Origin of the sequence: Nonomuraea sp. NPDC026600 (assembly GCF_040638335.1) — a bacterium.
Lineage (GTDB): Bacteria > Actinomycetota > Actinomycetes > Streptosporangiales > Streptosporangiaceae > Nonomuraea.
Window position 1 is genome coordinate 65,251 of record NZ_JBEZYD010000007.1, and the last position, 22,353, is coordinate 87,603.

Here is a 22,353-nt window from a genome sequence, read left to right on the forward strand (position 1 = left end):
GTCATTGCTTGACCCCACCGGTGGTGAGGCCCGACTGCCAGTACTTCTGCAGCAGGAGGAAGGCCGCGACGAGCGGCACGATGGACAGCAGCGAGCCGGTGACCACCAGCGCGAGCAGGTCGCCGGTCGCGCCGCCGCCGGCCGCCGACTGCGAGGACCAGGACGCGAGCCCCACGGTCACCGGGTAGAGCGACGGGTTGTTCAGCATGATCAGCGGCAGGAAGTAGTTGTTCCAGGTGGCGACGAGGGTGAACAGCAGCACCGTGACCACGCCGGGCATGAGCAGGCGCAGCACCACCTTGAAGAAGATGCCGAACTCACCGGCCCCGTCGATCCTGGCCGCCTCCAGCAGGCTGTCGGGGATGGCGTCCTCGGCGTACACCCGCATGAGATACAGCCCGAACGGGCTGACCAGCGACGGCAGGATGATCGCCCACGGGGTGTTGACCAGCCCGACCTTGCTGAAGAGCAGGTAGGTCGGGATGGCCAGCGCCGTGGTCGGCACCATGATCGAGCCGAGAACCAGCCCGAACAGGGCCCGGTTGCCCGTGAAGCGGTATTTGGCGAAGCCGTACCCGCCCAGGGCGGCCAGCAGCGCCGCGCCCCCGGCGCTGGTCACCGCGTACAGCAGGGTGTTGAGCAGCCAGCGGACGTAGACGCCGTCGTCGTACGTGAGCGTGCCGCGCACGTTGGACAGCAGCGAGAAGTCGTCGGCGAACCACAGCCCGAAGCTGGAGAACAGGTCGCCGGTCGTCTTCGTCGAGGCCACGAACAGCCAGAACAGCGGCATCAGGAAGTAGATGAGGAAGGCGAGCATGGCCAGGGTCAGGACGTTCCCGCGCCGGCGCCTCGCCGTGATGGTGGTCATGGCTTGCTCCGGCGGTTCGTGGCCAGCAGGACGGTGTAGGCGAAGATGACGATGACCAGGCCGATCAGGAACGACACCGCCGCCGCGTAGTTGACCTCCTGGCTGGTGAAGGCCAGCGAGTAGGCGTACAGGTTGGGCGTGTAGGAGCTGTCGATGACGTTGGGCGCGAGCCGCTGCAGCAGTTGCGGCTCGTTGAAGAGCTGGAAGCTGCCGATGAGGGAGAAGATCACGGTCAGCAGCAGCGCGGACCTGATCGCCGGGATCTTCACGCTCCAGGCGGTACGCCAGGGACCGGCGCCGTCCACGGCCGCGGCCTCGTACAGCTCGGGCGGGATCGCGCGCAGCGCGGCGTACAGGATGATCATGTTGTAGCCGGTGAACTCCCAGGTGATGACGTTGGCGAGCGACCCGAGGGCGAAGTCGCCGCTGAGCAGGTTCAGTGAGGAGATGCCCAGTTTGTCGGCGAGCTGGGCGAGCGGCCCGAAGTCGGGGCCATAGATGTAGCCCCACATCAGGGCGGCCACCACGCTCGGCACCGCGTAGGGGACGAAGATGCCCAGCCGGAAGAGCCGCACCAGCCGCAGCACGCCGCTGTCGAGGGCCAGCGCGAAGAACAGCGCCAGCCCCAGCATGATCGGTACCTGGGTGAGGAAGAACCTGGCCATCCGCCACACGCCATCCAGCAGCCGCGAATCGGACAGCGCGCGCACGTAGTTGTCCAGCCCGGCGAACACCGTGCCGCCGATGAGCTGATCCTTGTAGAGGCTGAGGTAGGCGGCGTACCCCAGCGGCACCACCAGCATCGCGACGAACACCACGAGGAACGGCGCGACGAACAGGTAGCCGGTCCAGTTTTTCGCGGGTCTCACTTCGACTCGACCTTGAACCCCTGGTTCGTGGCGTAGGTCGTGGTCCGTGACTGCCACTGCCCGAGGCCGGCGGCGACGTCGCCCTTGTCGCCCAGCGCCTTGCCGACGGTCTCGTCCCAGTCGTTGACGACCTGGTCGAGGAAGGGCGGCCACGCGAATTCCTTCGACACCGTGTCGCTGATGGCGGCGAACTCCTTGTTGACCGTCTGCCCGCCGTAGAACTCCGGCTTCTGCCCGACGAAGGCCGGGTCGGACAGCAACGCCTTCGTCGGCGGGAAGAGGAACTGCTGGGTCGCCAGCATCTTGGTCGACTCGGGATCGGTGTTGAGGAACTCGGCGAACTTCGCCGCGGCGATGGGATTCTTCGAACCCTTGATCACCGCCGAGGTCGAGCCGCCCCAGTTGCCGGAGACCTGCTGACCCGCCTGCCACTGCGGCAGCGGCGCGGCCCGCCACTTCCCGCTGGTCGACTTGGCGCTGGTGGTCAGGAAGGCCGGCGCCCAGGCGGCCGTCAGCCAGGTCGCGTACTTGCCCCGGTTGAGCGACTGGAACCACTGGTCGGTGAAGTCCGCGTCGGTGGAGACCACGCCCTCCTTGACCAGGCCGCCCCAGTAGGAGGCGAGCTTCTGGGCGTGCTCGTCGTTCAGGTCGACCGTGACGCGGTCCCTGGCGGGCGTGGCGAACGGCTTGGCGCCCGTCTGCCACAGCAGGCCCATCCAGGCGCCGTTCTGGTTCGAGGCGAGGTTGGTCAGGTAGACGCCGGGGTCGGCGGCGTGCAGCTTGCGGGCCGCCGCGGCGAACTCGTCCCAGGTCTTCGGTACGGCGATGCCGTGCTTGTCGAAGATGTCCTTGCGGTAGAGCATGCCCATCGGGCCGGAGTCCTGCGGGATCGCCCAGACCTCGCCGCCGTCACCGGTGACCTGGGACCAGGTCCAGTCGACGAACGTGTCCTTCAGCTCCGCCGCGCCGTACGGGCGCAGGTCGAGAAGGCTGCCGGTGATCGTGAAGGTGGGGATGTACTGGAACTCGATCTGGGCGACGTCCGGGGCGCCGGTACCCGCTTTGAGCGCGGTACGAAGCTTGGTGTACTGCGGCTCTCCCTGACCGGCGTTGACCACTTTCACGTTGATCGCCGGGTACTTCTTCTCGAAGAGCGCGACTTCCTTCTCGATCTGCGGCACCCAGGTCCAGAAGGTCAGCTCGGTGGGCGTCCCCATGGCCTTGTCGATGTCGGCCTGGGCGGCGTTCTGCGCTGCGGGGGTGGTGGTGGGTGTGGGGCTACCCGCGCAGGCGCTCAGGCCCACGCTCAGCCCGGCCAGTACGGGAAGCCAGCGCTTGCTGATGATCATTGATAGACTCATTTCTCGTGTGTTGAAGCACAAGGAGCAGGACGTCGCAGGTCCATGCTCCGAGCAGGCCGAGGCCGGGTGTGGCGAGACGGTCGCCCCGGCTTCGGCCAGGTCAGCGGCGCGCCGTCGCAGAGCGCGCACACTGTGAGGGATCAGGGTGTCAGCCGGTCACCTCGATTCCCGGGGGGGCGCGGTCGAGCCGCGCACGATGAGTTCGATCGGTGGTTCCTGCGGCACCGGCGTGCCCGTGACGCCCTCTATCCGCTCCACCAGTAACCGGAGGCCGCGGACCGCGGAGCCCTCGAAGTCGCCGCGGATGGTGGTCAGCGGCGGGACCAGGTAGGCGGCCGACGGCGTGTCGTCGAAGCCGACGATGCTGACGTCCTCCGGCACGCGCAGCCCGGCCTCGGCGAGCGCCCGCATGACGCCGATGGCCATGTCGTCGTTGGCGACGAACACGGCGCTCACCCCGCCGGCCGCGACCAGCTCGAGGCCGGCGGCATAGCCCGAGGCGGGGTACCAGTCGCCGTGCAGGACCGGCGGCTCGGGCACGCCGGCCGCGGCCAGCGCCTTCCGCCAGCCGGCCAGCCGATCACGCGAGACCCACCAGCGCTCCGGTCCGGCGACATGCCAGACGGTGGGATGGCCCAGGGACAGCAGGTGCTCGGTGGCCACACGCGCGGCGGCGACGCCGTCACCGCCGACGAACATCCCTTTGTCGGCGCACGGCTGGGGCAACTGGTTGAAGCTCACGACCGGCACGTCCGGGTCGAAGGCCACGTCCTGTCCCTCGTCGATGGGCTCCGACAGCACGATGCCGTCCACACCCTGGCCGATCAGGGAGTCGATGGCCGCGTTGATGCCGCCCGGCTCGCCTTCGAGCGTGCACACGATGCTGAGCGAGTAGCCGGTGCTGCGGGCCGCCCGCTCCAGCGCGACCAGCGTCGAGGCCGGGCCGTACAGGGTGCTGCCGAGCGTGACGACCCCGATGCGGTGGAAGCGGCCCTTGATGAGCGCCCGCGCGGCCGTGTTGGGGCGGTAGCCGAGCTCTCTCGCGGCCTGCAGCACGCGCTCGCGCAGGTTGTCCCGGACGTTGGGCTCGCCGTTGATCACTCGCGAGACGGTCTTCTGCGACACGCCGGCCAGACGCGCGACGTCCGTGCTGCCGACCGGGCGGCGAGGGCCGCGACCTGTTTCGGGCATGGGTCACGCTCCGGAAAAACCTCGTTGACTACGTAGTCATGCAGTCTCCATGGAACTCAAGAGCACGTCAACGGCTTGTTACCGGAACGTTGCCACCCCCGCACGATGGCTCGGCAGCGGTGGCGGGACACCAGCCGCTGCCGAGCGGGTCAGCCGCTCCAGGGGATGATCTAATCCACCTCCGCGACGGCCTGGGCGAACTGGGCCGAGTACAGCTGGGCGTAGGCGCCGTCCGCGGCCAGCAGTGACTCGTGCGTGCCCTGCTCGACGATCCGCCCGTTCTCCATGACCAGGATCAGGTTGGCGTCGCGGATCGTGGACAGCCGGTGGGCGATGACGAAGCTGGTACGTCCCTCGCGCAGCGAGCTCATCGCCCGCTGGATGAGCACCTCGGTCCGGGTGTCGACCGAGCTGGTCGCCTCGTCCAGGATCAGGATCGCCGGCTCGGACAGGAACGCCCGGGCGATCGTGATCAGCTGCTTCTCCCCCGCGCTGACCGTCGCACCGCTCTCCTCGTCGATCACCGTGTCGTAGCCGTCGGACAGCGTGTGCGCGATGCGGTCCACGTGGGCGGCCTCCGCGGCGGCCTCGATCCGTTCGGGCGTGGCGCCTTCCGCCCCGTAGCCGATGTTCTCCGCGATCGTGCCGGCGAACAGCCAGGTGTCCTGCAGCACCATGCCGATGTTGGCGCGCAGCTCCTCCCTGGACATCTCGGCGATGTCGACGCCGTCGAGCGTGATACGGCCGCCGGTCACCTCGTAGAAGCGCATGATGAGGTTGACCAGCGTCGTCTTGCCCGCTCCCGTGGGGCCGACGATGGCCACGGTCTGGCCGGGCTCCACGGTCAGCGACAGGTTCTCGATCAGCGGCCTGTCCGGCGCGTAGCGGAAGGACACGTCCTCGAACGCCACGCGGCCCCTGACCTGCGCGGGCCGGGCGGGCTTGGCGGGCTCCTGGGACTGCTCGGGAGCCTCCAGCAGCTCGAAGACCCGTTCGGCCGAGGCGATGCCCGACTGCACCAGGTTCGCCATGCCGGCCACCTGGGTCAGCGGCTGGCTGAACTGCCGCGAGTAGTGGATGAAGGCCTGCACGTCGCCCAGCGAGATCGAGCCCGAGGCCACCTTGAACCCGCCCACCACGGCGACCAGCACGTAGTTGAGGTTGCCGATGAACATCATCGCCGGCTGGATCATCCCGGAGATGAACTGGGCGCGGAAGCTGGAGGTGAACAGGGCCTGGTTGTGCTCGGCGAAGGTCTCGGCGGCCTCCTTCTGCCTGCCGAACACCTTGACCAGCGTGTGCCCGCCGTACATCTCCTCGATGTGGCCGTTGAGCTTGCCCGTCGAGGACCACTGCTTGATGAACTGCGGCTGCGACCGCTTGCCGATGATCGCGGTGACATAGACGGACAGCGGCACCGAGACCAGCGCGATGAGCGCCAGGATCGGCGAGATCCAGAACATCACCACCAGCACCCCCACGACCGTCAGCACCGACGTGATGAGCTGGCTCATCGTCTGCTGCAGCGTCTGCGCGATGTTGTCGGTGTCGTTGGTGGCGCGGCTGAGGGTCTCGCCGCGCGGCTGGCCGTCGAAGTAGCTCAGCGGCAGCCGCGCCAGCTTGGCCTCGATCCGCTCACGCAGCCGGGACGCCGCCCGCTGCACGATGATCGTGGTCAGCCGGAACTGCACGATCCCGAGCAGCGCCGCCAGCAGGTAGATCGCCAGCACCCAGCCCAGCACCTTGGCCAGCGCGGTGAAGTCGACGCCGTGACCGGGCACCACGCTCATCGACGACACCATGTCGGCGAACGTGCCCTGGCCCTTGGCGCGCAGCCCCGCCACGGCCTGCTCCTTGGTGACCCCCGCGGGCAGCCGGGCCCCGATGATGCCGGAGAAGATCAGGTCCGTGGCGTGGCCGAGGATCTTGGGACCCGTCACGCTCAGCGCGACGCTGGCCGTACCGAGGGCCAGGACGATCCCCAGCAGCGTGCGCTCGGGGCGCAGTAACCGCAGCAGGCGGCGGAGCGAACCGCCGAAGTCGAGAGCCTTCTCGGCGGGCCCGGACATCATCCGTGCCGAGCCGAAACCAGGCTGAGGGCGGCGCGGGGGCGCCTGGGTGGTCATGAGCCCTCCTTCGTCGGTCTCATGACCGAGGTGCTGTGCTTATTGATGACCTCGACAAGCTCGGTCATGCCGCCTCCTGTTCGGTGAGCTGGGACAGCACGATCTCCCGATATGTCGGGCAGCTGGTCATGAGCTCGGCGTGGTTGCCGCTGCCGACCACGCGGCCGTCGTCGAGCACGAGGATGCGGTCGGCGTCGCGGATCGTGTTCACCCGCTGGGCCACGATGACGATCGTGGCGTCTGTGATCTTCTCGGCCAGCGTGGCGCGCAGCCGGGCGTCGGTGGCGTAGTCGAGGGCGGAGAAGGAGTCGTCGAACAGGTAGATCTCGGGCCGGTGCACCAGTGTCCTGGCGATGGCCAGGCGCTGGCGCTGGCCGCCGGAGACGTTCGTGCCGCCCTGGGAGATCGGCTCCTCCAGGCCGCCGGGCATCGCCTCGACGAACTCACGGGCCTGGGCCACGTCGAGGGCCTGCCACAGCTCCTCGTCGGTCGCGTCCGGCTTGCCGTACCTCAGGTTGGAGGCGACGGTGCCGGAGAAGAGGTAGGGCGACTGCGGGACCAGGCCGACCGCCCGGGAGAGCGCGGCCGGATCGAGGTCGCGCACGTTGACGCCATCGACCAGCACCTCACCGCCGCTCGCGTCGAACAGGCGCGGGATGAGGTTGAGCAGCGTCGTCTTACCGCTGCCCGTGCTGCCGATGATCGCGGTGGTACGGCCCGGCCGCGCCGCGAAGCTCACGTCGCACAGCACCGGCTCCTCGGCGCCCGGATAGCGGAAGTCCACGGAGCGCAGCTCCAGCTCGCCGAGGTGCCTTTCCGGGGTGATGGGGCTGGCCGGCGGGTCGAGGGTCGGCTCGGTGCCGAGCACGTCGTCGATGCGCTCGGCGCAGACCTCGGCCCGCGGGATCATCATGAACATGAACATCGCCATCATCACCGACATCAGGATCTGCATCAGGTAGGAGATGACCGCGGTCAGCGCGCCCACCTGCATGGTCCCGTCGGCGATGCGGTGGCCGCCGAACCACACCACGGCGACGCTGGACAGGTTCACCACCAGCATGACCGAGGGGAACATCAGCGCCATCAGCCGCCCGACCCGCAGCGACACATCGGTCAGCTGGTCGTTGGCCACGGCGAAGCGCTCGCGCTCGTGCCGGTCACGGACGAAGGCCCTGATGACCCGGATGCCGGTGATCTGCTCGCGCAGCACCTGGTTGATCCGGTCGATGCGCTCCTGCATCGCGCGGAACAGCGGCCGCATCCGCATCACGATCACGCCCACGATGACGATCATCACGGGCAGCACGACGAGCAGCAGCGACGACAGCGTCGCGTCGATGCGCAGCGCCAGCACGATGCCGCCGACGCACATGATCGGCGCGGCCACCATCATCGTGAACGTCATCAGCACGAGCAACTGGACCTGCTGCACGTCATTGGTGGTCCGGGTGATCAGGGACGGCGGCCCGAACCGGTTGACCTCCTGGGCGGAGAAGTCCTGTACCCGGTGGAAGATCGCGGCCCGCAGATCCCGGCCCAGGGCCATCGAGGTCCAGGCGCCGTAGTACACGGCCACGATCGAGCAGGCGATCTGGATGAGCGTCACACCGAGCATCACCAGCCCGATGCGTGCGATGTATCCGGTGTCGCCTTTGACGACGCCGTTGTCGATGATGTCGGCGTTGAGGGTGGGGAGATAGAGGGTGGCCAGCGTCTGCACGAACTGGAAGAGGACGACTAACGTGATCTCTTTCCCGTACGGCTTGAGCTGGGCCCGCAGAAGACGGAGCAGCATCACGTAGGGCTTTCTGTAGGAGGAGGAGTGGAGGACGGCCGGACGAGCAGCCCGTCGAGCAGGACGGAGACGATCTCCTCGTCGTCCATGTCGCCGAACTCGCCGCCCAGGCCGAAACCGCGGTGCACGCTCACCGCGATCAGCATGAGGAGCATGTGCGCCGCGCCCTCGGGAGAGCGGCGCAGCCGGTCGCGGTCGGGCGCGATCAGGGCGGCGAGCGCCGAGCCGATCCGGCGCCGGTTGTCCAGCATCCGCTCGCGGAACTCGGGATCGTCGACCAGTGGGTCCCCGGGCGCGGCAAGGAGCTTGGCGTTGGCGTTCATGCCCGCCCGCAGCATCGTGACGGCCTCGCGCAGCCGGGCGCGCAACTCGGTCCGCGTGCCGATGGCGGCCAGCGCGTCCATCGCCGGCTGCGCGTCGAACGCGTTCATCAGCGCCGCCCGCAACAGCGAGGCCTTGTCGGGGAAGACGCCGAAGATCGTGCCCTCGGCCACGCCCGCGGCCTCGGCGATCTGCCGGGTGCTCACGGCGGTGCCGTATTCACGCAACAGGGGGAGCGTGGCGGCGATGAGCGCGGCCCGTCGGTCTTCTGGCGCCATGGCCGGCACCCTGCGCCTCTTTGTCACAGGGCGAGCATAATGAGCGAGTACTCACTCGTTCAAGTGGTTATATGTCACGGCTTCAGGCGGTCCTGCTCCCCTGGGGGCGGAGGACCGCCTGAAGCAGCCGCCTCCTGCGGCTCGCCCTTCGCTCGTTGCCGAGGGCGGGCGAGCCGGCAGGAGGTCGCGCCGGTCAGTGCACCGGCGTCTTCCCCACCAGCCAGGTCCCCGGCTTGGCCGGATCCGAGCTGGTGAGCAGCGCATGCGTGCCCGCGATGAGCTCCTGGCGGGAGATCGTGCCATCGCCGTCGGTGTCCAGCTTGTCGAAGGCGATCGAGATGGCTTCTTCGGGGATCTCCACAGCGTGGTAGAAGCGGACGAACTCCTCGCGTGAGATGTGACCGTCCCCGTCGCCGTCGGCGGCGTCGAAGACGGCGCCGGTCACCCGGTCGACCGCCGCGAGGAAGCGTGGGTCGCGGCCCGCGCCCGAGAGCATCGCCGCCACGAACTCCTCCCGGCTCACCCTGCCGTCGCCGTCGCCGTCGATGTCGTCGCGGAGTTGTTCCCACCAGGCGGCGAAGGCGGACTGAAGGGCGTCGTGGTGGGGGGAGCCGACCTCTGGCGCCAGGGCATCGCAGAGATGACCGGCCCGCGATGTGAAGTCCGACCCGCTGATGTGGCCATCGCCGTTGATGTCGAAGACCGCGAAGACGCCGGCAATGTTCGCCTCGACCAACTCCTGGGACACAGCTGCCTCCTGTACGCCTGCCATCACTGTCGCTACATAAAGTACCCATGCAATTACTTAGAGCAACCATCGAATTGTGGGGCGGCGATCTACTCGGCGTTGCCCGCTCCAGGAGATCGGCGCGACCTCCTGAGCGAGCTCGCATAGACTACTGTCGATATAGACATGAATCGATATTGAGGAAGGCCGATGGAGCTGTTGCAGATCATGGGGTGCAGCCCGCCATTGGCGCGCCGGCCCCTGGACACCGAGCAGGCCGAGGGCGTGGCCCGGGTGTTCAAGGCGTTGGGCGATCCGGTACGGCTGCGCATCCTGTCCATCGTGGCCAGCCACGCGGGCGGTGAGGTGTGCGTCTGCGACATCAACGACGCCTTCGACCTGTCGCAGCCGACCATCAGCCACCACCTGAAAGTGCTCAAGGACGTCGGCCTGCTGACCAGTGAGCGGCGGGCTTCCTGGGTGTACTACCGGACCGTGCCGGACCGGCTCGCCGAGCTGTCGGCGCTGCTCGCGGCACCCGCTGAGGTGGTCGGGTGAGGCGCCGCCTGCTGGCCGAGTTTGTCGGCACCGCGCTGCTGGTGACCGTGGTCGTGGGGTCGGGGATCATGGCCCAGGCCCTCTCCCCGCGCGACGTGGGCCTGCAACTCCTGGAGAACTCCACGGCCACCGTCTTCGGCCTGGCCGTGCTCATCGTCGTGCTGGGCCCGGTCTCCGGTGCCCACTTCAATCCGGTGGTGTCGCTGGCCGACTGGTGGCAGGGACGGCGTACCGGAGCCGGCCTGTCGGTGGGCGAGCTCAGCGGTTACGTCGCCGCCCAGGTGCTGGGCGGGATCGGCGGTGCGGTGCTGGCCAACGCGATGTTCGGCAAGCCCCCGGTCACCTGGTCGAGCACGCAGCGATCGAGCGCGCACCTGTGGCTGGGCGAGCTCGTCGCGACCGCGGGCCTGGTGCTGGTGATCTTCTGCCTGACCCGATCGGGCCGTACGACTGCCGCCCCGCTGGCGGTGAGCGGCTACATCGGCGCGGCCTACTGGTTCACCTCCTCCACCAGCTTCGCCAATCCCGCCGTCACCATCGGCCGCGCCTTCTCCGACACCTTCGCCGGCATCGCCCCCGCCTCGCTACCCGGCTTCGTCGCCGCCCAGCTGATCGGCGGCGCCGTCGGACTGCTGCTGGTCCACGGCCTGTTCGGCCGCCCCAAGGCGGGCACAGCCGAGCCGGTCATCCCTCATCTCGGCTCCCGCTGACCGATGGAAAGGAGTCACCCTTTGAGTGACAAGCCCAGCGTCCTTTTCGTCTGCGTGCACAACGCCGGACGCTCTCAGATGGCCGCAGGATGGCTCGCCCACCTGGCCGAGGACCGCATCGAGGTGCGCTCCGCCGGATCGGCGCCCGCCGACCAGATCAACCCCGTCGCCGTCGAGGCGATGCGCGAGGTCGGCGTCGACATCACCGGCCGGCAGCCCAAGATCCTCACCGCCGAGGCCGTGCGGGCCTCCGACGTCGTCATCACCATGGGCTGCGGCGACGCCTGCCCCATCTTCCCCGGCAAGCGGTATGAGGACTGGCAGCTCGACGACCCCGCCGGGCAGGGCATCGAGGCCGTCCGCCCGATCCGCGACGAGATCCGCACCCGCATCGAGAAGCTGATCAAGGAACTCCTCTTGCCTAGAATCGGGTTCTAGAAGCAGGGTTGGCCCCATGATTATCGAGTACGCCGAACGCGTGTGGCGCGGCGAATCGGACGACAGCGTCGTGGACGCGGGCATGCAGGGCAAGGGCGTACAGCCGATCACCGAAGGTCTCGGCTGGTGGCCAGGGTTCGGCAACGTGACCGCATTCGAGACCGAAGGCGAGCTGGTGTTGTTCGACACCGGCGGCTCGTTCTCGGCGGCGAAATTGCACGAGGACGTCCGGGCCTGGACGCGGGCACCGCTGACCGCCGCGTTCTACTCGCACGGGCACATCGATCACGTCTTCGGGACGGGGCCGTTCGAGGAATCGGGGCCGTCTGCCACGATTTACGCCCATAAAGCGGTTGTTGATCGATTCGAGCGTTATGTATTGACAAATGGCTACAACTCGGTGATCAACCAGCGGCAGTTCCAGGCCGCCGGGCTCCGCTGGCCCACCGACTACCGCCGTCCGGACGTGACCTACACGGACACGCTGACCGTGCGGCGCGGTGGGCTCACGTTCGACCTCCTGCACGCCAAGGGCGAGACCGACGACGGGACCATCGGCTACGTGCGCGAGCACCGGCTGCTGCTGCCCGGAGACCTGTTCATCTGGGTGACGCCCAACTGCGGCAACCCGCAGAAGGCGCAGCGCTATCCCCGGGAATGGGTGCACGCGTTGCACCGGATGGCCGCCATGGACGCCGAAATCATGCTTCCCGGCCACGGCGCCCCGATCTTCGGCCGCGACCGCATCCGGCAGGCGTTGCTGGAAACGGCCGAATGGCTGGAGTCGCTCGTCACGCAGACCCTGGAACTGCTCAACGCGGGCGCGCGGCTCGACGAGATCGTCCACTCCGTGAAGGCGCCGGAGCATCTCGCCGACCGGCCCTATCTGCGGGCACGGTACGACGAGCCGGAGTTCGTCGTACACAATCTGTGGCGCCTGTACGGCGGCTGGTACGACGGCAATCCGGCCCATCTGAAGCCCGCCCCCGAGGCGGTGCTGGCGAAAGCGGTCGCGGAACTGGCGGGCGGGGCGCGAGCCCTCGCGGACGCGGCGCTCAAGGCCCTTTCCGGCGGCGACGAGCGGCTGGCCGGGCATTTGGCGGAAATGGCCGCCCTGGCGGCTCCGGACGACGCGGGGGTGCATCGCGTACGCGCGGAGGTCTTCTCCACCAGGGCGGCCGGCGAACTGTCCCTCATGGCGAAGGGCATCTTCGCCTGGGCCGCCGCGGAGTCCAGGCAGCGCTCCTGAGAGCGGCGCCCTCACCTCCAAGCAAGTCAGCGGCGCTTGGCGACGGTCAGCATGTGGCGGGCGCCGCGCTGGAACTCGTACGGGACCTCGCGGACCGCGCACGTCAGCCCTTCGGCTCGCAGATCCGCTCGAAGCGCGTCGAGAAACGGGACCGGCTCGCCGTCGCCCATGCGGACCAGCGGGAAGATCCTTACCTCGCGTCGGCTGACCCGGCTCATTTCCATGATCGCCGCCCGGTGCCATTCCTGATCGAGCCGGTCTGCCCAGGTGAACAGCAGGTGTGAGCAGAGCACCAGGTCCACGCTTCCGTCGGCCAGCGGGAGGTGTGGCAGGCAGGCGGCGAGATACGCGCCGGGCCGCCGGTGGATGTCGGCGATGAACGCGCTCCTGGCGCGCAGCCGCATCTCCCGGCGGCGTTCGGCCGAGCCGTACCACCCCCAAACGAACCGGTCGGCGTTCTCGCTGATCATGGCGTTGCCCTGGTCCAGGTCGGCCGACAGGCGCTCGGCGAGCACGGCGGCGCCATCCGCGTAAAGCGGGTCCGCCGCCAGCGCCCGGACGCCCATCGCGCGGGCCTCGGCGACGAAGCCGGACGCGCCCCCGGCGCAGTCGAGGAGGACCCCGTCCAGGTCACGTTCGTCGAACGCGAACATGGCCCGGTATTCGAGGAAGGAACGAGAGGACATGATCATGTCTGGAACTCCTGCGTGTACGGTGAGCCGAGGTCATTCTCGAGACGGTGCTGGGTCACCACAGTTCGATCGAGCGGGCGAAGATGCCTGCCACGTCATCCTCGGTCACCGGCAGCGGAGCGGTCGCGAGCAGGCGCTGCTGTCTCATCGCCCCTTCGACGAGTGCGTCTATGTCGCCCGTGCCGTACCCGACGGCGCCGATCCCGTTGGGGAGGCCGATGTCGCGCATGAGGTCGATGAGGACGGACGGCAGGAACTCGGCCGCCTCAGCCCGCCTCCGGCGCCGTGAGCGCGACCGACATCCCGTGCGGAACCATCGGCTCGTGCCCGGGATACCCCTTCGGGTGGAAGTCGCGCACCTGCCCGGCGATGGGATAGGCGTTGGCGTGCGGAATGTGCACGCCGGCGTTGCCGAAGCCCATCCCGGCGAACGTCGCGGCCAGGGCCATCTCGCCGCGGGCCGCCGCGTCGTCGCCGTGGCGCACGGCGCGCCGGAACGACCTGGCCAGCAGCCGCATGGCCTGCTCGGCCCACATGTCGGAGATCGGGTTCGCGCCGCAGTAGGGCACTCGCTGCTCAGGGCGTTTACGCTCGCCGCCGGTGTACCAGCGGGCGGTGTAACTCTCGACCGCGTGGCAGACGATGTCCATACCGGCCGAGGCGGTCACGGGCGCGGGCTGGGTCAGCGTCAGGTCAGGGTCGACGACGGCGAGTGCGGGGCGCAGCCCGGCGTGGCTGATACCGGTCTTGACCTTGAGTGACAGCACGTCGAGCCCGCGCCGGACGCCGCCGTACCGGCTGAGGTCGAAGCCGATCTCGTCGGAGGCGCCGTTGCCGAACTTGAGCTGGGGCGCGCCGTAGGTGAAGACGGTCTCGGGGTTGACCGGAGGCGTGGTCGTCATGCTGATCCCCTTACCCGTTCTGGAACATCACGCATGCGGGCGGGTGCCGGGCTCCGCCTCCGGGAGGGAGCCCGGCGCTCGGGGTCAGCGCTCGCTCGGCTCCCCGTTGAAGGTGCCGGACGCGGGCACGGTCAGGCCTGCGCCAGCTCGGCGACGTACGGGCGGCGCTCGCGCCACGCCGCGACCTGGTCGGGCCGGCCGAACACCTCCAGGTACTCCTCGACCTGCCGCTTGGCCTGGTCCCACAGCAGCACCGGCTCGTAGTCGGAGCCCTCGGGGCCGGCGAACGGGGCCAGCGGCTCGATCACCGTGTCCAGGCTGGGATGCCAGAACACGCCGGTCGAGCGCCTGGTGACCGAGCCGCCCGCGACCACTCGGTGCGTGCCCGCGGACAGACGGCCGTTGGTCCACTTGGTGAGGATGTGGCCGGAGAAAACCTGCAAGGCTCCGGGCACGATCGGCACCGGTATCCACTCGCCGTCGGGGCCGCGGCCCTGCAGCCCGGCGTAGTCGCCGCGCTGGTGCAGCACCGTGAGCGCGGAGCCGTCGGCGTGCTCGAGCAGCAGCAGCTTGTCCTCGTCCGCCTCGCCGCCGTCGTGGGTCCAGGTCGGGTAGTCGTTGACGACGAAGCTGGTGTAGTAGGGGCGTCCGGAGGTGGGGAAGGTCTCGGCGGGGACGCCGAGCAGCCGCGCGTACAGGGTGAGCACTTTCTCGGCCACTGCGACCGAGGCGTCGTGGTAGCGCGCGGCCAGGTCCTTCAGCCCCGGCTCCTGCTCCGGCCACACGTTGGGGTGAGCATAGAGCTGGGCGTACTCCTCGCCGAGTCCGGCCGCCTGGGCCTCCTCGACGCTGCCGAACTGGCCGATGTTGAAGCGTTCCAGCTCCAGGCGGCCGAAGTCGTCCGGCCACTGTCGCCAGCCGCGGTAGGGATGGCCGGTGGGGCTGGCCAGCTTCGCCTTCTCCTCCCGGGGAAGGGCCAGGACACGGCCGATGGAGTCGTGGAAGCCGTCGATGAGCTCGTCGGGCACTCCGTGGTTGGTCACCTGGATGATGCCGATCTGCTCGGCCGACTCGCGGGCGGCGGCGAGCAGTTCGGGCGGGGCGTCGTCGCTGAGGGCGAGCTCGAGGTCGATGACGGGGATGCGGACGGTCATGCGGTGCTCCTTGTGGTCGTGCCGGTCAGCAGGAGGTCGGCGAGTTCGGCGGCGGTGTCGAGCCGCCCTGCGGGGAGGAGCCGCGCGGCGGGGACGCGGTCGCGGAGCTCGGCCACAGCGGCGTCGGACAGGCCGGCTCGGACTACGGTGATGGGCGTTCCGGCGGCGGCCAGGCCGGACAGGCCGTTCCAGAGGTACTCGTCGTCCGAGGGATCGGGGTGGCCGGGCAGGGTGCCGATCAGGATCAGCGCGGGAACCAGGTGGGGATGCCGGGCCGCCAGCGCGACGGCGGTGAGCGCGCCGAGCCCGGTCCCGGCCACCGCCTTGGTCTTCGGGGCGAACGACTTGATCGCCTCGGCGACGGGAAGGACGAGCTTGCGCGGCGTGTAGACGGCCGCGCGGCGGCTGGACCTGCCGTGTCCCGGCAGGTCCAGGGCGAGCGTGGGGCGGCTGATCCCGGACAGCGGGCCGTCCCAGTCGCGGCCACTGCCGCCGGCGGCGTGCAGCAGCACGGCCTCCGACGGGCCGGATCCCCAGACGACGCCGCTCACGTGCTCGCCGGTGGAGACGGTGACCCAGCGGCGCTGGACAGGTCCGGGCAGGTCTGCGAATTCATTGTCGGACAGGGCTGATGTGGACATGCTGCCTCCTGGAGAGAGGGTTACGGCGCCGTGCTGCCTTGGGTGCGGTACGGGAGGTGGGCGGGGTCGAGGTGGCAGTGGACGAGATGCTCCTGGCCGAGGTCGCGCACGGGGGGCGCGCTCGTGTCGCACAGCCCGTCGACGCGGCTCGGGCAGCCGGCCGCGAACCGGCAGCCCGTACCGCCGCCATCCCCCTGCCGCGGGGGTGCGGGCGGGCGGCTGCCGACGAGGACCGCCGTGTAGGGGTGGTGCGGGCCGTACAGCACCTGCTCGGCCGGCCCTTGCTCGACGACCTGGCCTCGGTACATCACCGCGATCCGGTCGGCGAGATAGCCGACGACGGCGAGGTCGTGCGAGATGAACAGGTACGACGTGCCGCTCGCCCGCTGCCGGTCGTCGAGCAGCCGCAGCACCCCGGCCTGCACGCTCACGTCCAGCGCGGACACCGGCTCGTCGCACACCACCAGGTCGGGAACCCCGGCGAAGGCGCGGGCGATGGCCGCCCGCTGCCGCTGCCCGCCGGACAGCCGCTCGGGCCGGGCATCGAGAACGTGCGCGTCGAGCCCCGCCTCATGTGCCAGCCCCGCCGGATCGAGCGGCCCGCCGAGGCTGCGCGCGGCCTTGGTGAGGATCGTGCGGATGGTGTGGCTCGGGTTGAGCGAGGCGTAAGGATTCTGGAACACCATCTGGATGGCGCGCCGCTGCTCGGGCGCCCGCCGCGTCGCGGAGGGGTGCAGCGGCCGGCCACGCAACGTGATCGTTCCCGGTCCGCGTCCGCCCAGCCCGGCCACCGTCCTGGCGAGGGTGGTCTTGCCGCTGCCGGACTCGCCGACCAGCCCGACCACCTCACCCCGCCGGATCACCAGATCGACGCCGTCCACGGCAACGGTCTTGCCGTAGCGGCGGGTCAGCCCACGGACCTCCAGCAACGGCCCGCCGTCCGGCGGGAGGGGCGGGGGCTGGGACACGGCGGGCTCCGGCCGACGATCCGACCCGGCCGACCGCAGCGCAGCGCCCGACGCGGCCGGCCGCGGCAGGGAGACGGCTTGCGCGGTCTGCCCCGGATGGTGGCAGCGCACCAGGTGAAGGCCCGCTGTGGCTTCGTCGGGCGCGGTGGACAGGGTGGGCGCGGTGGATCGGCACAGGTCGTCCGCCTGTGGGCAGCGTGGCGCGAACGAGCAGCCGTCCTGCTGCTCCCCCGGCGCGGGCGGGTGGCCCGGGATGGCCGTCAGCGGGTGCGTGCGCCGGTTCCGGCCCAGCCCAGGCGTACTGGCCAGCAGTGCCGCCGGGTACGGGTGCGCGGGATCGGACAGGACCTCGCCGACCGGGCCCTCCTCCACCAGGCGGCCCGCGTACAGAACCCCCACCCGGTCGCACAGCCGCCCGACCAGGCCGAGGTCGTGGCTGATCAGCACCACCGCCGCCCCGAGTTCGGTGCGCAGCTCTCCGATGAGGTCGAGGATCTCCCGCTCGACAGTGGCGTCGAGACCGGTCGTGGGCTCGTCGAGGACGAGCAGCCGAGGGCGCGCGGCCAGCGCGGCGGCGATGACCACCCGCTGTTGCTGCCCGCCGGAGAGCTGGTGCGGGTAACGGCGGGCGATCGCGGCGGGGTCGGGCAGCCGGACCCGCTCCAGCAGCTCGGGCACCTCTTGGCGCGCGGCGGCGCGATCGCGTCCCCGTGCGCGCAGCGCCTGCGCGAGCTGTGTGCCGATCCGCATGGTCGGATCGAGCGCGGCGCTCGCCTCCTGCTGAACGACGGCCAGCGCCTCGGCCCGCCAGCGCCGCAGCGCCGCGGGGGACAACGCGAGCACGTCCACGCCGTCAACGACGATCCGGCCCCCGGTGATCAGACCACTCCGCGCGACCTGGCGCCCGAACGCTCGCCCGATGGTCGTCTTGCCGCACCCCGACTCCCCCACGAGCCCGTACGTCTGACCGGGCGCCACTGTGAACGACACGCCGTTCACCGCGACCTTCCCGCCATAGGCGACGGACAGCTCTTCGACGCGAAGCCCGTTCACGATCGCCCCGCCTCCCAGCGCCCGCGCAGGGCGTCGGCGACCAGCGCGATCCCGACCACGAGTGAGGCGATGGCCAGCGCCGGCGCGAGCACCGTCCAGGGCGCCAGTTGCAGCCACAACCGGTTGTCCGACACCGAGGCCCCCCAGTCCGGTGAGCCGGGCGGCTGCCCCAGCCCGAGAAACGACAGCGTGGCGGCGGCGAAGATCGCGTCGCCGAAGCGGGACGTCGCCTCCACGATCACCGTCGAGGAGACGTTCGGCAGGATCTCGCGTACCGTCAGGCCCCAGGAGCGCTCACCGCGCAGCCGGGCCGCCTCGACGTACGACTTCTCCCGCTCCACCAGCGTGGCCGCGCGCACGCTGCGTGCCACGATCGGCACGAACGACGCGGCGATGACCAGCACCATCACCGTGACCGACCGTCCCGCCAGCGCCACGACCAGCACGGTGGCGATGATGGAGGGGAAGACCACGACGGCGTCGAGCACCCGCATGACGATCTCGTCCACCAGGCCGCCGTAGGTTCCGGCCGCCAGCCCCACCAGCGCTCCGGCCACGACCGCCAGCGCGGTCGCCGTCGGCGCCACCAGGAGCACCGGTCTGGCCCCGGCGAGCAGCCGCGAGAAGGTGTCCCTGCCGAACTGGTCGGTTCCCAGCCAGTGCGCGCTGCCCGGCGGGAGGAAGCGGCTCGCCGGATCCAGCAGATCCGGCTCGTACGGCACGAGCTGCGGCCAGAACGCCGCGACCACCGCCCATGCGACGATGATCGCCGCACCGATCCCCAGGGCGGCCCCGTGGCGCCGCCGCGCGTACGGGAGCGCGATGGCGGTCACGATGCCACCCCGAGCCGGATCCGCGGATCGAGCAGCCGGAACCCGACGTCGGCCGCCAAGACGATCAGCATGTAGAGCAGGCCCAGCACCATCGCCGTCGCCTGCAGCGTCGGCAGGTCCTTGTCGACCGCGGACGACAGCAGCAACGCCCCGATGCCGGGATGGTTGAACAGCAGTTCCACCGTGACCAGCCCGCCCAGCAGGAACTGCAGCTGCACGCCGAGCGCGCTGGTGGCCGAGATGGTGGAGTTGCGCAGCACGTGCCGCCGCACCACCTGCCACCTGGTCAGACCGCGCAGCTCGGCGGCGCTCGCGTACGGGCTCTCGATCGCGGTCACCGCGCCGGCGCGGACGTGCCGGGCGACGTACCCGGTGCACAGCACCACCAGCGAGAACGCGGGCAGTGCCAGGTGGCCGAGCCTGGCGAGCAGCGAGGAGCCGTCCGGCGCCTTGGCCGAGGCGGGGAACCAGCGCAACCGCACGGCGAACACCACCAGCAGAATCACACCGGTCACGAACTCCGGGGTCGCGCCCAGCGCCAGCCCCGTCACGCTGACCAGCCGGTCCATCGGCCGGTCGTGGTTGACGCCCGCGACCAGACCGAGCGTGACCGCGACCGGCACGAGCAGCGCGAACGCCAGCGCGGCCAGCAGCATCGAGGCCGACAGCCGGTCGAGCACGAGGTCGCGGACCGGCACCCGCAGCGTGTAGGACTCGCCCCACCTGCCGGTGACGAAGCCGCCCAGCCAGTCCGCGTACCGCTCCGGCAGTGGCCGGTCCAGGCCGAGCTGCCCGCGCAGCCGGGCGACCGACTCCGCGCTCGCCTCGCGGCCGAGTATCGTGCGCGCGACGTCGCCGGGCACCAGCTCGGTCGTGACGAACACCAGCACCGACACCCCGAGCAAGGTGAGCGGCACAGCCGCCAGCCGGCGCAGCAGGAACCGCATCACACCACCTGGGAGACCGAGCTGAAGTCGACGTAGCTCGACGGATGCGCCTGGATGCCGGTGAACTTCCCGGCGTTGTAGGCCCGTACGGTGCCGCTCCACACGGACACGATCAACGGCACGTCCTCGTGCAGCGCCTTGGCGATGATCTCAGCCTGTGCCTTGCGGTCGTCGTCGGTCCGGGCCGCGTCGTAGGCGTCGGCGGCGGCGTCCAGGGCGGAGTTGGCGTACTTGGAGCCGTTCCACACGCCGCCGCCCTTGACCATGGGGATGACGAACTGGCTGGGGGTCGCGCGCCCGGCCCAGCCGACCAGGTTCGCGGTGGAGAACAGCCACGGCGTGTCCTTGTCCTGGTCGCCGCCGTAGAAGTCGGCCGAACTGCGCTGGTCCAGCTCGACCTGGATGCCCGCCTGCTTGAGCTGGTTCTGGACGGTCAGCGCGTAGTCCTTGCTCGGCGGGTCATACGTCAGCGTGAACGACAGCGGCTGCCCGCCGAGCAGTTCGGCGACCTTGGCCGGGTCCTTCGCCCGCTGCGCGACATCGCCCGGCGTGGCGGGGAACAAGGGGGCGAACAGATGGTCGTTGCCCAAGGCTCCGATGCCGTCGTAGACCGTGGCGTTCACGCCCGGCCGGTCGAGCGCGTACGCGACGGCCTGCCGCGCCTCCTTGCGGTCGAACGGCGCCCGGTCCGTCCGCAGCGTGAACGCGGTCAGCCCCGTGCCCTGGACCTGATCGACGGTGATGTCGCCGATGCCCTTGAGCGGGCCGACGAGCTGCGGGCGGCTGAGGATCTGCGCGTCGATCTCACCGCTCTGCAGCGCCAGCAGGTCCGCCTGGTCGTCGGCGTAGAACTTGATCTGCACCCCGTCGAGATACGGCTTGCCCGGCTCCCAGTACTTCGGGTTACGGGTGAACGTCGCCCCCGACGCGGCGTCGTACGACTCCAGCAGGAAGGGCCCGGTGCCGATCGGCTTCTTGGTGAAGTTCCCCGCGTAGTCCTTCTTGAGGATCACCGCGTTGTAGTTGCCCGCCGAGACCAGGTACGGGAAGTCGGAGAAGGCCCGTTCGAGCGTGAAGACGACCGTGGCGGCGTCGCGGACGCTCACCCCTCCCTTGCCCAGCACCGTGTCGAACGCCGACAGGGCGGCCGACTTGGAGTCGGGGTCGAGCAGCCGGTCGAAGCTCGCCTTGACGGTCTCCGCGTCGAGTGGCGTGCCGTCGGAGAAGGTGACGCCCTGGCGCAACGTGAACGCCCACCGCTTGCCGCCCTCCTCGGACTCCCACTTCTCGGCCAGCCTCGGCTTCAGGCTGAAGTCCCGGTCGAGCCAGACCAGGTAGTCGGCGACGAGCTGCACGATGGCGATGGCCGACCCGTCGTACATGGTGACCGGGTCCACGGCGGTGGGCGGCGGGGGCGATCCGGCGCGGAGCGTCCCGCCGGGGCGGGGTGGTGCGGACGCCGCGGCAGTCACGTCCGCACCGGTCTGTGTGGCCACGCCGTCGCCTGTTCCGCAGGCGGCCAGCAGCAGCGCGAGAGCTCCGCCTCCCGTCCCGGCGAGCAGGGTCCGCCGGGTCATGACGTGCTTCGCCGTGCCGGGTGGGCCGGACCGGTCGAAGGGACGGGGCAATTCCCTCATTGGAGCTCCTAGGTAACGTTCGATATCCCACTATTCAGGTAGGAATAGAATGTTGTCAATGGAGGGCTCTTCGCGATCGGCGAACCACAGGGGACGGACCGCGGTTTCCCGCGCGGTCCGGAGGATAAGTTTGCTCGCCATGCGACACTTCGAGCTGGACATCCTTGCCATCGCCGACGAACTCACCGAGGCCTACGTCGAGATCTTCACCGCCCCGCCCTGGCAGCACCGGGAGGCCGAGGCCACCCGGACGGCATTCCGCGAGCGGATCGAGTCGGACGCGCACCGCCCCGGCTTCCGGGCCATGCTGGCGATGTCAGACGACGGTGAGATAGATGGCTTCGTCACGGGCTGGATCACCCAGGCCCCGTTCCGCACCGACCGCGCCTACGGGAAGGTGACCAGGCGGCTCGGCGCCGACCGGGTGAACGATCTGCTGGTGGGCACCTTCGAGGTCGACGAACTGGGAGTACGGTCACACACCCGCGGCACCGGTTTAGGGCGGCGGCTGCTGTCCGCCCTCACCGCCACCGCACCCGGCGGCCGGGCGTGGCTGCTGGCCTGGAACCAGGCGCACGACACTCTCGCGTTCTACCGCCACCTCGGCTGGCAGGAGCCCGAACCCCTGCCGGGCAACGAGACGGACGTCGTCGTGTTCCTGTCGCCAAGCTGATCCTGGAGATCCTGGAACTGCACCACGCCAAACACCACGCCGCCTACGTCAAGGGCGCCAACGACACCCTGGAACGGCTGGCCGAAGCCCGGGACAAGGGAGAGTTCGGCGGCCTGGTAGGGCTGGAGAAAACGTACGCGTTCCACCTGTCCGGCCACGTCCTGCACACGATCTTCTGGCAGAACCTGTCCCCCGACGGCGGTGACCGCCCCGACGGCGAGTTGGGCGATGCGATCACTGAGCACTTCGGCTCCTTCGACGCCTTCGCCAAGCAGCTCACCACCGCCACCGCCACCGTTCAGGGCTCCGGCTGGGGCGTGCTGGCCTGGGAGCCGCTGGGCCGCCGCCTGGTGGTCGAG

At 69.9% G+C, this 22,353-nt stretch carries 22 protein-coding genes and 1 pseudogene; 6 read left to right on the forward strand and 17 right to left on the reverse strand.

Annotated elements, in window-relative coordinates; translation table 11 throughout:
* Nucleotide 1 precedes the first annotated feature (1 nt).
* The 8 genes from AB0F17_RS18560 to AB0F17_RS18595 all read right to left on the reverse strand — a co-directional run bounded on the left by AB0F17_RS18560 (nucleotide 2) and on the right by AB0F17_RS18595 (nucleotide 9,560).
* Nucleotides 2–868, reverse strand: a complete 867-nt coding sequence (locus AB0F17_RS18560) for a carbohydrate ABC transporter permease (RefSeq protein ID WP_358024065.1) — start codon at nucleotides 866–868, stop codon at nucleotides 2–4.
* Nucleotides 865–1,737: a sugar ABC transporter permease gene (locus AB0F17_RS18565; protein WP_358024067.1), complete on the reverse strand. Its 873-nt coding sequence runs from the start codon at nucleotides 1,735–1,737 to the stop codon at nucleotides 865–867. Before AB0F17_RS18565 ends, AB0F17_RS18560 begins: the two co-directional genes overlap by 4 nt.
* A complete protein-coding gene (locus tag AB0F17_RS18570) occupies nucleotides 1,734–3,086 on the reverse strand; it encodes a sugar ABC transporter substrate-binding protein (protein ID WP_358024070.1) in 1,353 nt (450 codons plus the stop codon). Before AB0F17_RS18570 ends, AB0F17_RS18565 begins: the two co-directional genes overlap by 4 nt.
* Before the next feature lie 168 nt (nucleotides 3,087–3,254).
* Nucleotides 3,255–4,289 carry a LacI family DNA-binding transcriptional regulator gene (locus AB0F17_RS18575; protein WP_358024073.1) on the reverse strand — a complete coding sequence of 345 codons (1,035 nt, stop codon included), beginning with the start codon at nucleotides 4,287–4,289 and terminating at the stop codon, nucleotides 3,255–3,257.
* A gap of 170 nt (nucleotides 4,290–4,459) precedes the next feature.
* On the reverse strand, nucleotides 4,460–6,415 hold the full coding sequence (locus tag AB0F17_RS18580; protein ID WP_358024076.1) for an ABC transporter ATP-binding protein: 1,956 nt from the start codon (nucleotides 6,413–6,415) through the stop codon (nucleotides 4,460–4,462).
* 64 nt (nucleotides 6,416–6,479) lie between these two features.
* Nucleotides 6,480–8,213, reverse strand: a complete 1,734-nt coding sequence (locus AB0F17_RS18585; protein WP_358024079.1) for an ABC transporter ATP-binding protein — start codon at nucleotides 8,211–8,213, stop codon at nucleotides 6,480–6,482.
* The gene (locus AB0F17_RS18590; RefSeq protein WP_358024082.1) at nucleotides 8,213–8,812 is read right to left on the reverse strand and encodes a helix-turn-helix domain-containing protein; all 600 of its coding nucleotides are present in this window, start codon (nucleotides 8,810–8,812) and stop codon (nucleotides 8,213–8,215) included. Before AB0F17_RS18590 ends, AB0F17_RS18585 begins: the two co-directional genes overlap by 1 nt.
* 193 nt (nucleotides 8,813–9,005) lie before the next feature.
* Nucleotides 9,006–9,560, reverse strand: a complete 555-nt coding sequence (locus tag AB0F17_RS18595) for an EF-hand domain-containing protein (protein ID WP_358024085.1) — start codon at nucleotides 9,558–9,560, stop codon at nucleotides 9,006–9,008.
* A 189-nt stretch (nucleotides 9,561–9,749) separates the two neighbouring features.
* On the opposite strand from AB0F17_RS18595, the gene AB0F17_RS18600 reads away from it, so the two are divergent.
* From AB0F17_RS18600 to AB0F17_RS18615, 4 genes are read left to right on the forward strand one after another with little or no spacing between them, the layout of a single operon-like run.
* Nucleotides 9,750–10,097, forward strand: coding sequence for a metalloregulator ArsR/SmtB family transcription factor (locus AB0F17_RS18600; RefSeq protein WP_358024088.1), 348 nt, complete (start codon nucleotides 9,750–9,752; stop codon nucleotides 10,095–10,097).
* Nucleotides 10,094–10,807 carry an MIP/aquaporin family protein gene (locus AB0F17_RS18605; RefSeq protein ID WP_358024090.1) on the forward strand — a complete coding sequence of 238 codons (714 nt, stop codon included), beginning with the start codon at nucleotides 10,094–10,096 and terminating at the stop codon, nucleotides 10,805–10,807. The genes AB0F17_RS18600 and AB0F17_RS18605 overlap by 4 nt, the downstream gene beginning before the upstream one ends.
* Nucleotides 10,808–10,828: 21 nt before the next feature.
* Entirely contained in the window at nucleotides 10,829–11,245 is a 417-nt protein-coding gene (locus AB0F17_RS18610) for an arsenate reductase ArsC (RefSeq protein WP_358024092.1), read from the forward strand.
* A gap of 16 nt (nucleotides 11,246–11,261) precedes the next feature.
* On the forward strand, nucleotides 11,262–12,494 hold the full coding sequence (locus AB0F17_RS18615; RefSeq protein ID WP_358024095.1) for an alkyl sulfatase dimerization domain-containing protein: 1,233 nt from the start codon (nucleotides 11,262–11,264) through the stop codon (nucleotides 12,492–12,494).
* A gap of 26 nt (nucleotides 12,495–12,520) precedes the next feature.
* Here AB0F17_RS18615 and AB0F17_RS18620 read toward each other — a convergent pair whose 3' ends face one another.
* The 9 genes from AB0F17_RS18620 to AB0F17_RS18660 form a co-directional block, all read right to left on the reverse strand.
* Nucleotides 12,521–13,180 carry a methyltransferase domain-containing protein gene (locus tag AB0F17_RS18620; protein ID WP_358024098.1) on the reverse strand — a complete coding sequence of 220 codons (660 nt, stop codon included), beginning with the start codon at nucleotides 13,178–13,180 and terminating at the stop codon, nucleotides 12,521–12,523.
* 61 nt (nucleotides 13,181–13,241) lie between these two features.
* Nucleotides 13,242–13,415 carry a hypothetical protein gene (locus AB0F17_RS18625; protein ID WP_358024100.1) on the reverse strand — a complete coding sequence of 58 codons (174 nt, stop codon included), beginning with the start codon at nucleotides 13,413–13,415 and terminating at the stop codon, nucleotides 13,242–13,244.
* 37 nt (nucleotides 13,416–13,452) lie between these two features.
* A complete protein-coding gene (locus AB0F17_RS18630) occupies nucleotides 13,453–14,088 on the reverse strand; it encodes an iron-containing alcohol dehydrogenase (protein ID WP_358024103.1) in 636 nt (211 codons plus the stop codon).
* 131 nt (nucleotides 14,089–14,219) lie between these two features.
* Nucleotides 14,220–15,242 carry a 2-oxoglutarate and iron-dependent oxygenase domain-containing protein gene (locus AB0F17_RS18635; protein ID WP_358024106.1) on the reverse strand — a complete coding sequence of 341 codons (1,023 nt, stop codon included), beginning with the start codon at nucleotides 15,240–15,242 and terminating at the stop codon, nucleotides 14,220–14,222.
* Nucleotides 15,239–15,883 carry an alpha/beta hydrolase gene (locus AB0F17_RS18640; protein ID WP_358024110.1) on the reverse strand — a complete coding sequence of 215 codons (645 nt, stop codon included), beginning with the start codon at nucleotides 15,881–15,883 and terminating at the stop codon, nucleotides 15,239–15,241. The genes AB0F17_RS18635 and AB0F17_RS18640 overlap by 4 nt, the downstream gene beginning before the upstream one ends.
* 20 nt (nucleotides 15,884–15,903) lie before the next feature.
* Nucleotides 15,904–17,904: an ABC transporter ATP-binding protein gene (locus tag AB0F17_RS18645; protein ID WP_358024113.1), complete on the reverse strand. Its 2,001-nt coding sequence runs from the start codon at nucleotides 17,902–17,904 to the stop codon at nucleotides 15,904–15,906.
* Nucleotides 17,901–18,737 carry an ABC transporter permease gene (locus AB0F17_RS18650; RefSeq protein WP_358024116.1) on the reverse strand — a complete coding sequence of 279 codons (837 nt, stop codon included), beginning with the start codon at nucleotides 18,735–18,737 and terminating at the stop codon, nucleotides 17,901–17,903. The genes AB0F17_RS18645 and AB0F17_RS18650 overlap by 4 nt, the downstream gene beginning before the upstream one ends.
* A complete protein-coding gene (locus tag AB0F17_RS18655) occupies nucleotides 18,734–19,684 on the reverse strand; it encodes an ABC transporter permease (RefSeq protein WP_358024119.1) in 951 nt (316 codons plus the stop codon). The genes AB0F17_RS18650 and AB0F17_RS18655 overlap by 4 nt, the downstream gene beginning before the upstream one ends.
* Nucleotides 19,684–21,321, reverse strand: coding sequence for an ABC transporter substrate-binding protein (locus AB0F17_RS18660; RefSeq protein WP_358024122.1), 1,638 nt, complete (start codon nucleotides 21,319–21,321; stop codon nucleotides 19,684–19,686). The genes AB0F17_RS18655 and AB0F17_RS18660 overlap by 1 nt, the downstream gene beginning before the upstream one ends.
* A gap of 139 nt (nucleotides 21,322–21,460) precedes the next feature.
* Between AB0F17_RS18660 and AB0F17_RS18665 the strand changes: the two genes are divergently transcribed.
* Entirely contained in the window at nucleotides 21,461–21,994 is a 534-nt protein-coding gene (locus tag AB0F17_RS18665; protein ID WP_358024124.1) for a GNAT family N-acetyltransferase, read from the forward strand.
* A 5-nt stretch (nucleotides 21,995–21,999) separates the two neighbouring features.
* Nucleotides 22,000–22,353: pseudogene (locus AB0F17_RS18670) on the forward strand (Fe-Mn family superoxide dismutase); the annotation flags it as partial.

What these genes read in the sequence shown, in the direction of transcription:
- AB0F17_RS18560 (WP_358024065.1), bottom strand. Translation starts at nt 868, where the DNA reads ATGACCACCATCACGGCGAGGCGCCGGCGCGGGAACGTCCTGACCCTG.
- AB0F17_RS18570 (WP_358024070.1), bottom strand. Translation starts at nt 3,086, where the DNA reads ATGATCATCAGCAAGCGCTGGCTTCCCGTACTGGCCGGGCTGAGCGTG.
- AB0F17_RS18575 (WP_358024073.1), bottom strand. Translation starts at nt 4,289, where the DNA reads ATGCCCGAAACAGGTCGCGGCCCTCGCCGCCCGGTCGGCAGCACGGAC.
- AB0F17_RS18580 (WP_358024076.1), bottom strand. Translation starts at nt 6,415, where the DNA reads ATGACCACCCAGGCGCCCCCGCGCCGCCCTCAGCCTGGTTTCGGCTCG.
- AB0F17_RS18585 (WP_358024079.1), bottom strand. Translation starts at nt 8,213, where the DNA reads ATGCTGCTCCGTCTTCTGCGGGCCCAGCTCAAGCCGTACGGGAAAGAG.
- AB0F17_RS18590 (WP_358024082.1), bottom strand. Translation starts at nt 8,812, where the DNA reads ATGGCGCCAGAAGACCGACGGGCCGCGCTCATCGCCGCCACGCTCCCC.
- AB0F17_RS18600 (WP_358024088.1), top strand. Translation starts at nt 9,750, where the DNA reads ATGGAGCTGTTGCAGATCATGGGGTGCAGCCCGCCATTGGCGCGCCGG.
- AB0F17_RS18615 (WP_358024095.1), top strand. Translation starts at nt 11,262, where the DNA reads ATGATTATCGAGTACGCCGAACGCGTGTGGCGCGGCGAATCGGACGAC.
- AB0F17_RS18620 (WP_358024098.1), bottom strand. Translation starts at nt 13,180, where the DNA reads ATGTCCTCTCGTTCCTTCCTCGAATACCGGGCCATGTTCGCGTTCGAC.
- AB0F17_RS18625 (WP_358024100.1), bottom strand. Translation starts at nt 13,415, where the DNA reads ATGCGCGACATCGGCCTCCCCAACGGGATCGGCGCCGTCGGGTACGGC.
- AB0F17_RS18630 (WP_358024103.1), bottom strand. Translation starts at nt 14,088, where the DNA reads ATGACGACCACGCCTCCGGTCAACCCCGAGACCGTCTTCACCTACGGC.
- AB0F17_RS18635 (WP_358024106.1), bottom strand. Translation starts at nt 15,242, where the DNA reads ATGACCGTCCGCATCCCCGTCATCGACCTCGAGCTCGCCCTCAGCGAC.
- AB0F17_RS18640 (WP_358024110.1), bottom strand. Translation starts at nt 15,883, where the DNA reads ATGTCCACATCAGCCCTGTCCGACAATGAATTCGCAGACCTGCCCGGA.
- AB0F17_RS18655 (WP_358024119.1), bottom strand. Translation starts at nt 19,684, where the DNA reads ATGCGGTTCCTGCTGCGCCGGCTGGCGGCTGTGCCGCTCACCTTGCTC.
- AB0F17_RS18660 (WP_358024122.1), bottom strand. Translation starts at nt 21,321, where the DNA reads ATGAGGGAATTGCCCCGTCCCTTCGACCGGTCCGGCCCACCCGGCACG.
- AB0F17_RS18665 (WP_358024124.1), top strand. Translation starts at nt 21,461, where the DNA reads ATGCGACACTTCGAGCTGGACATCCTTGCCATCGCCGACGAACTCACC.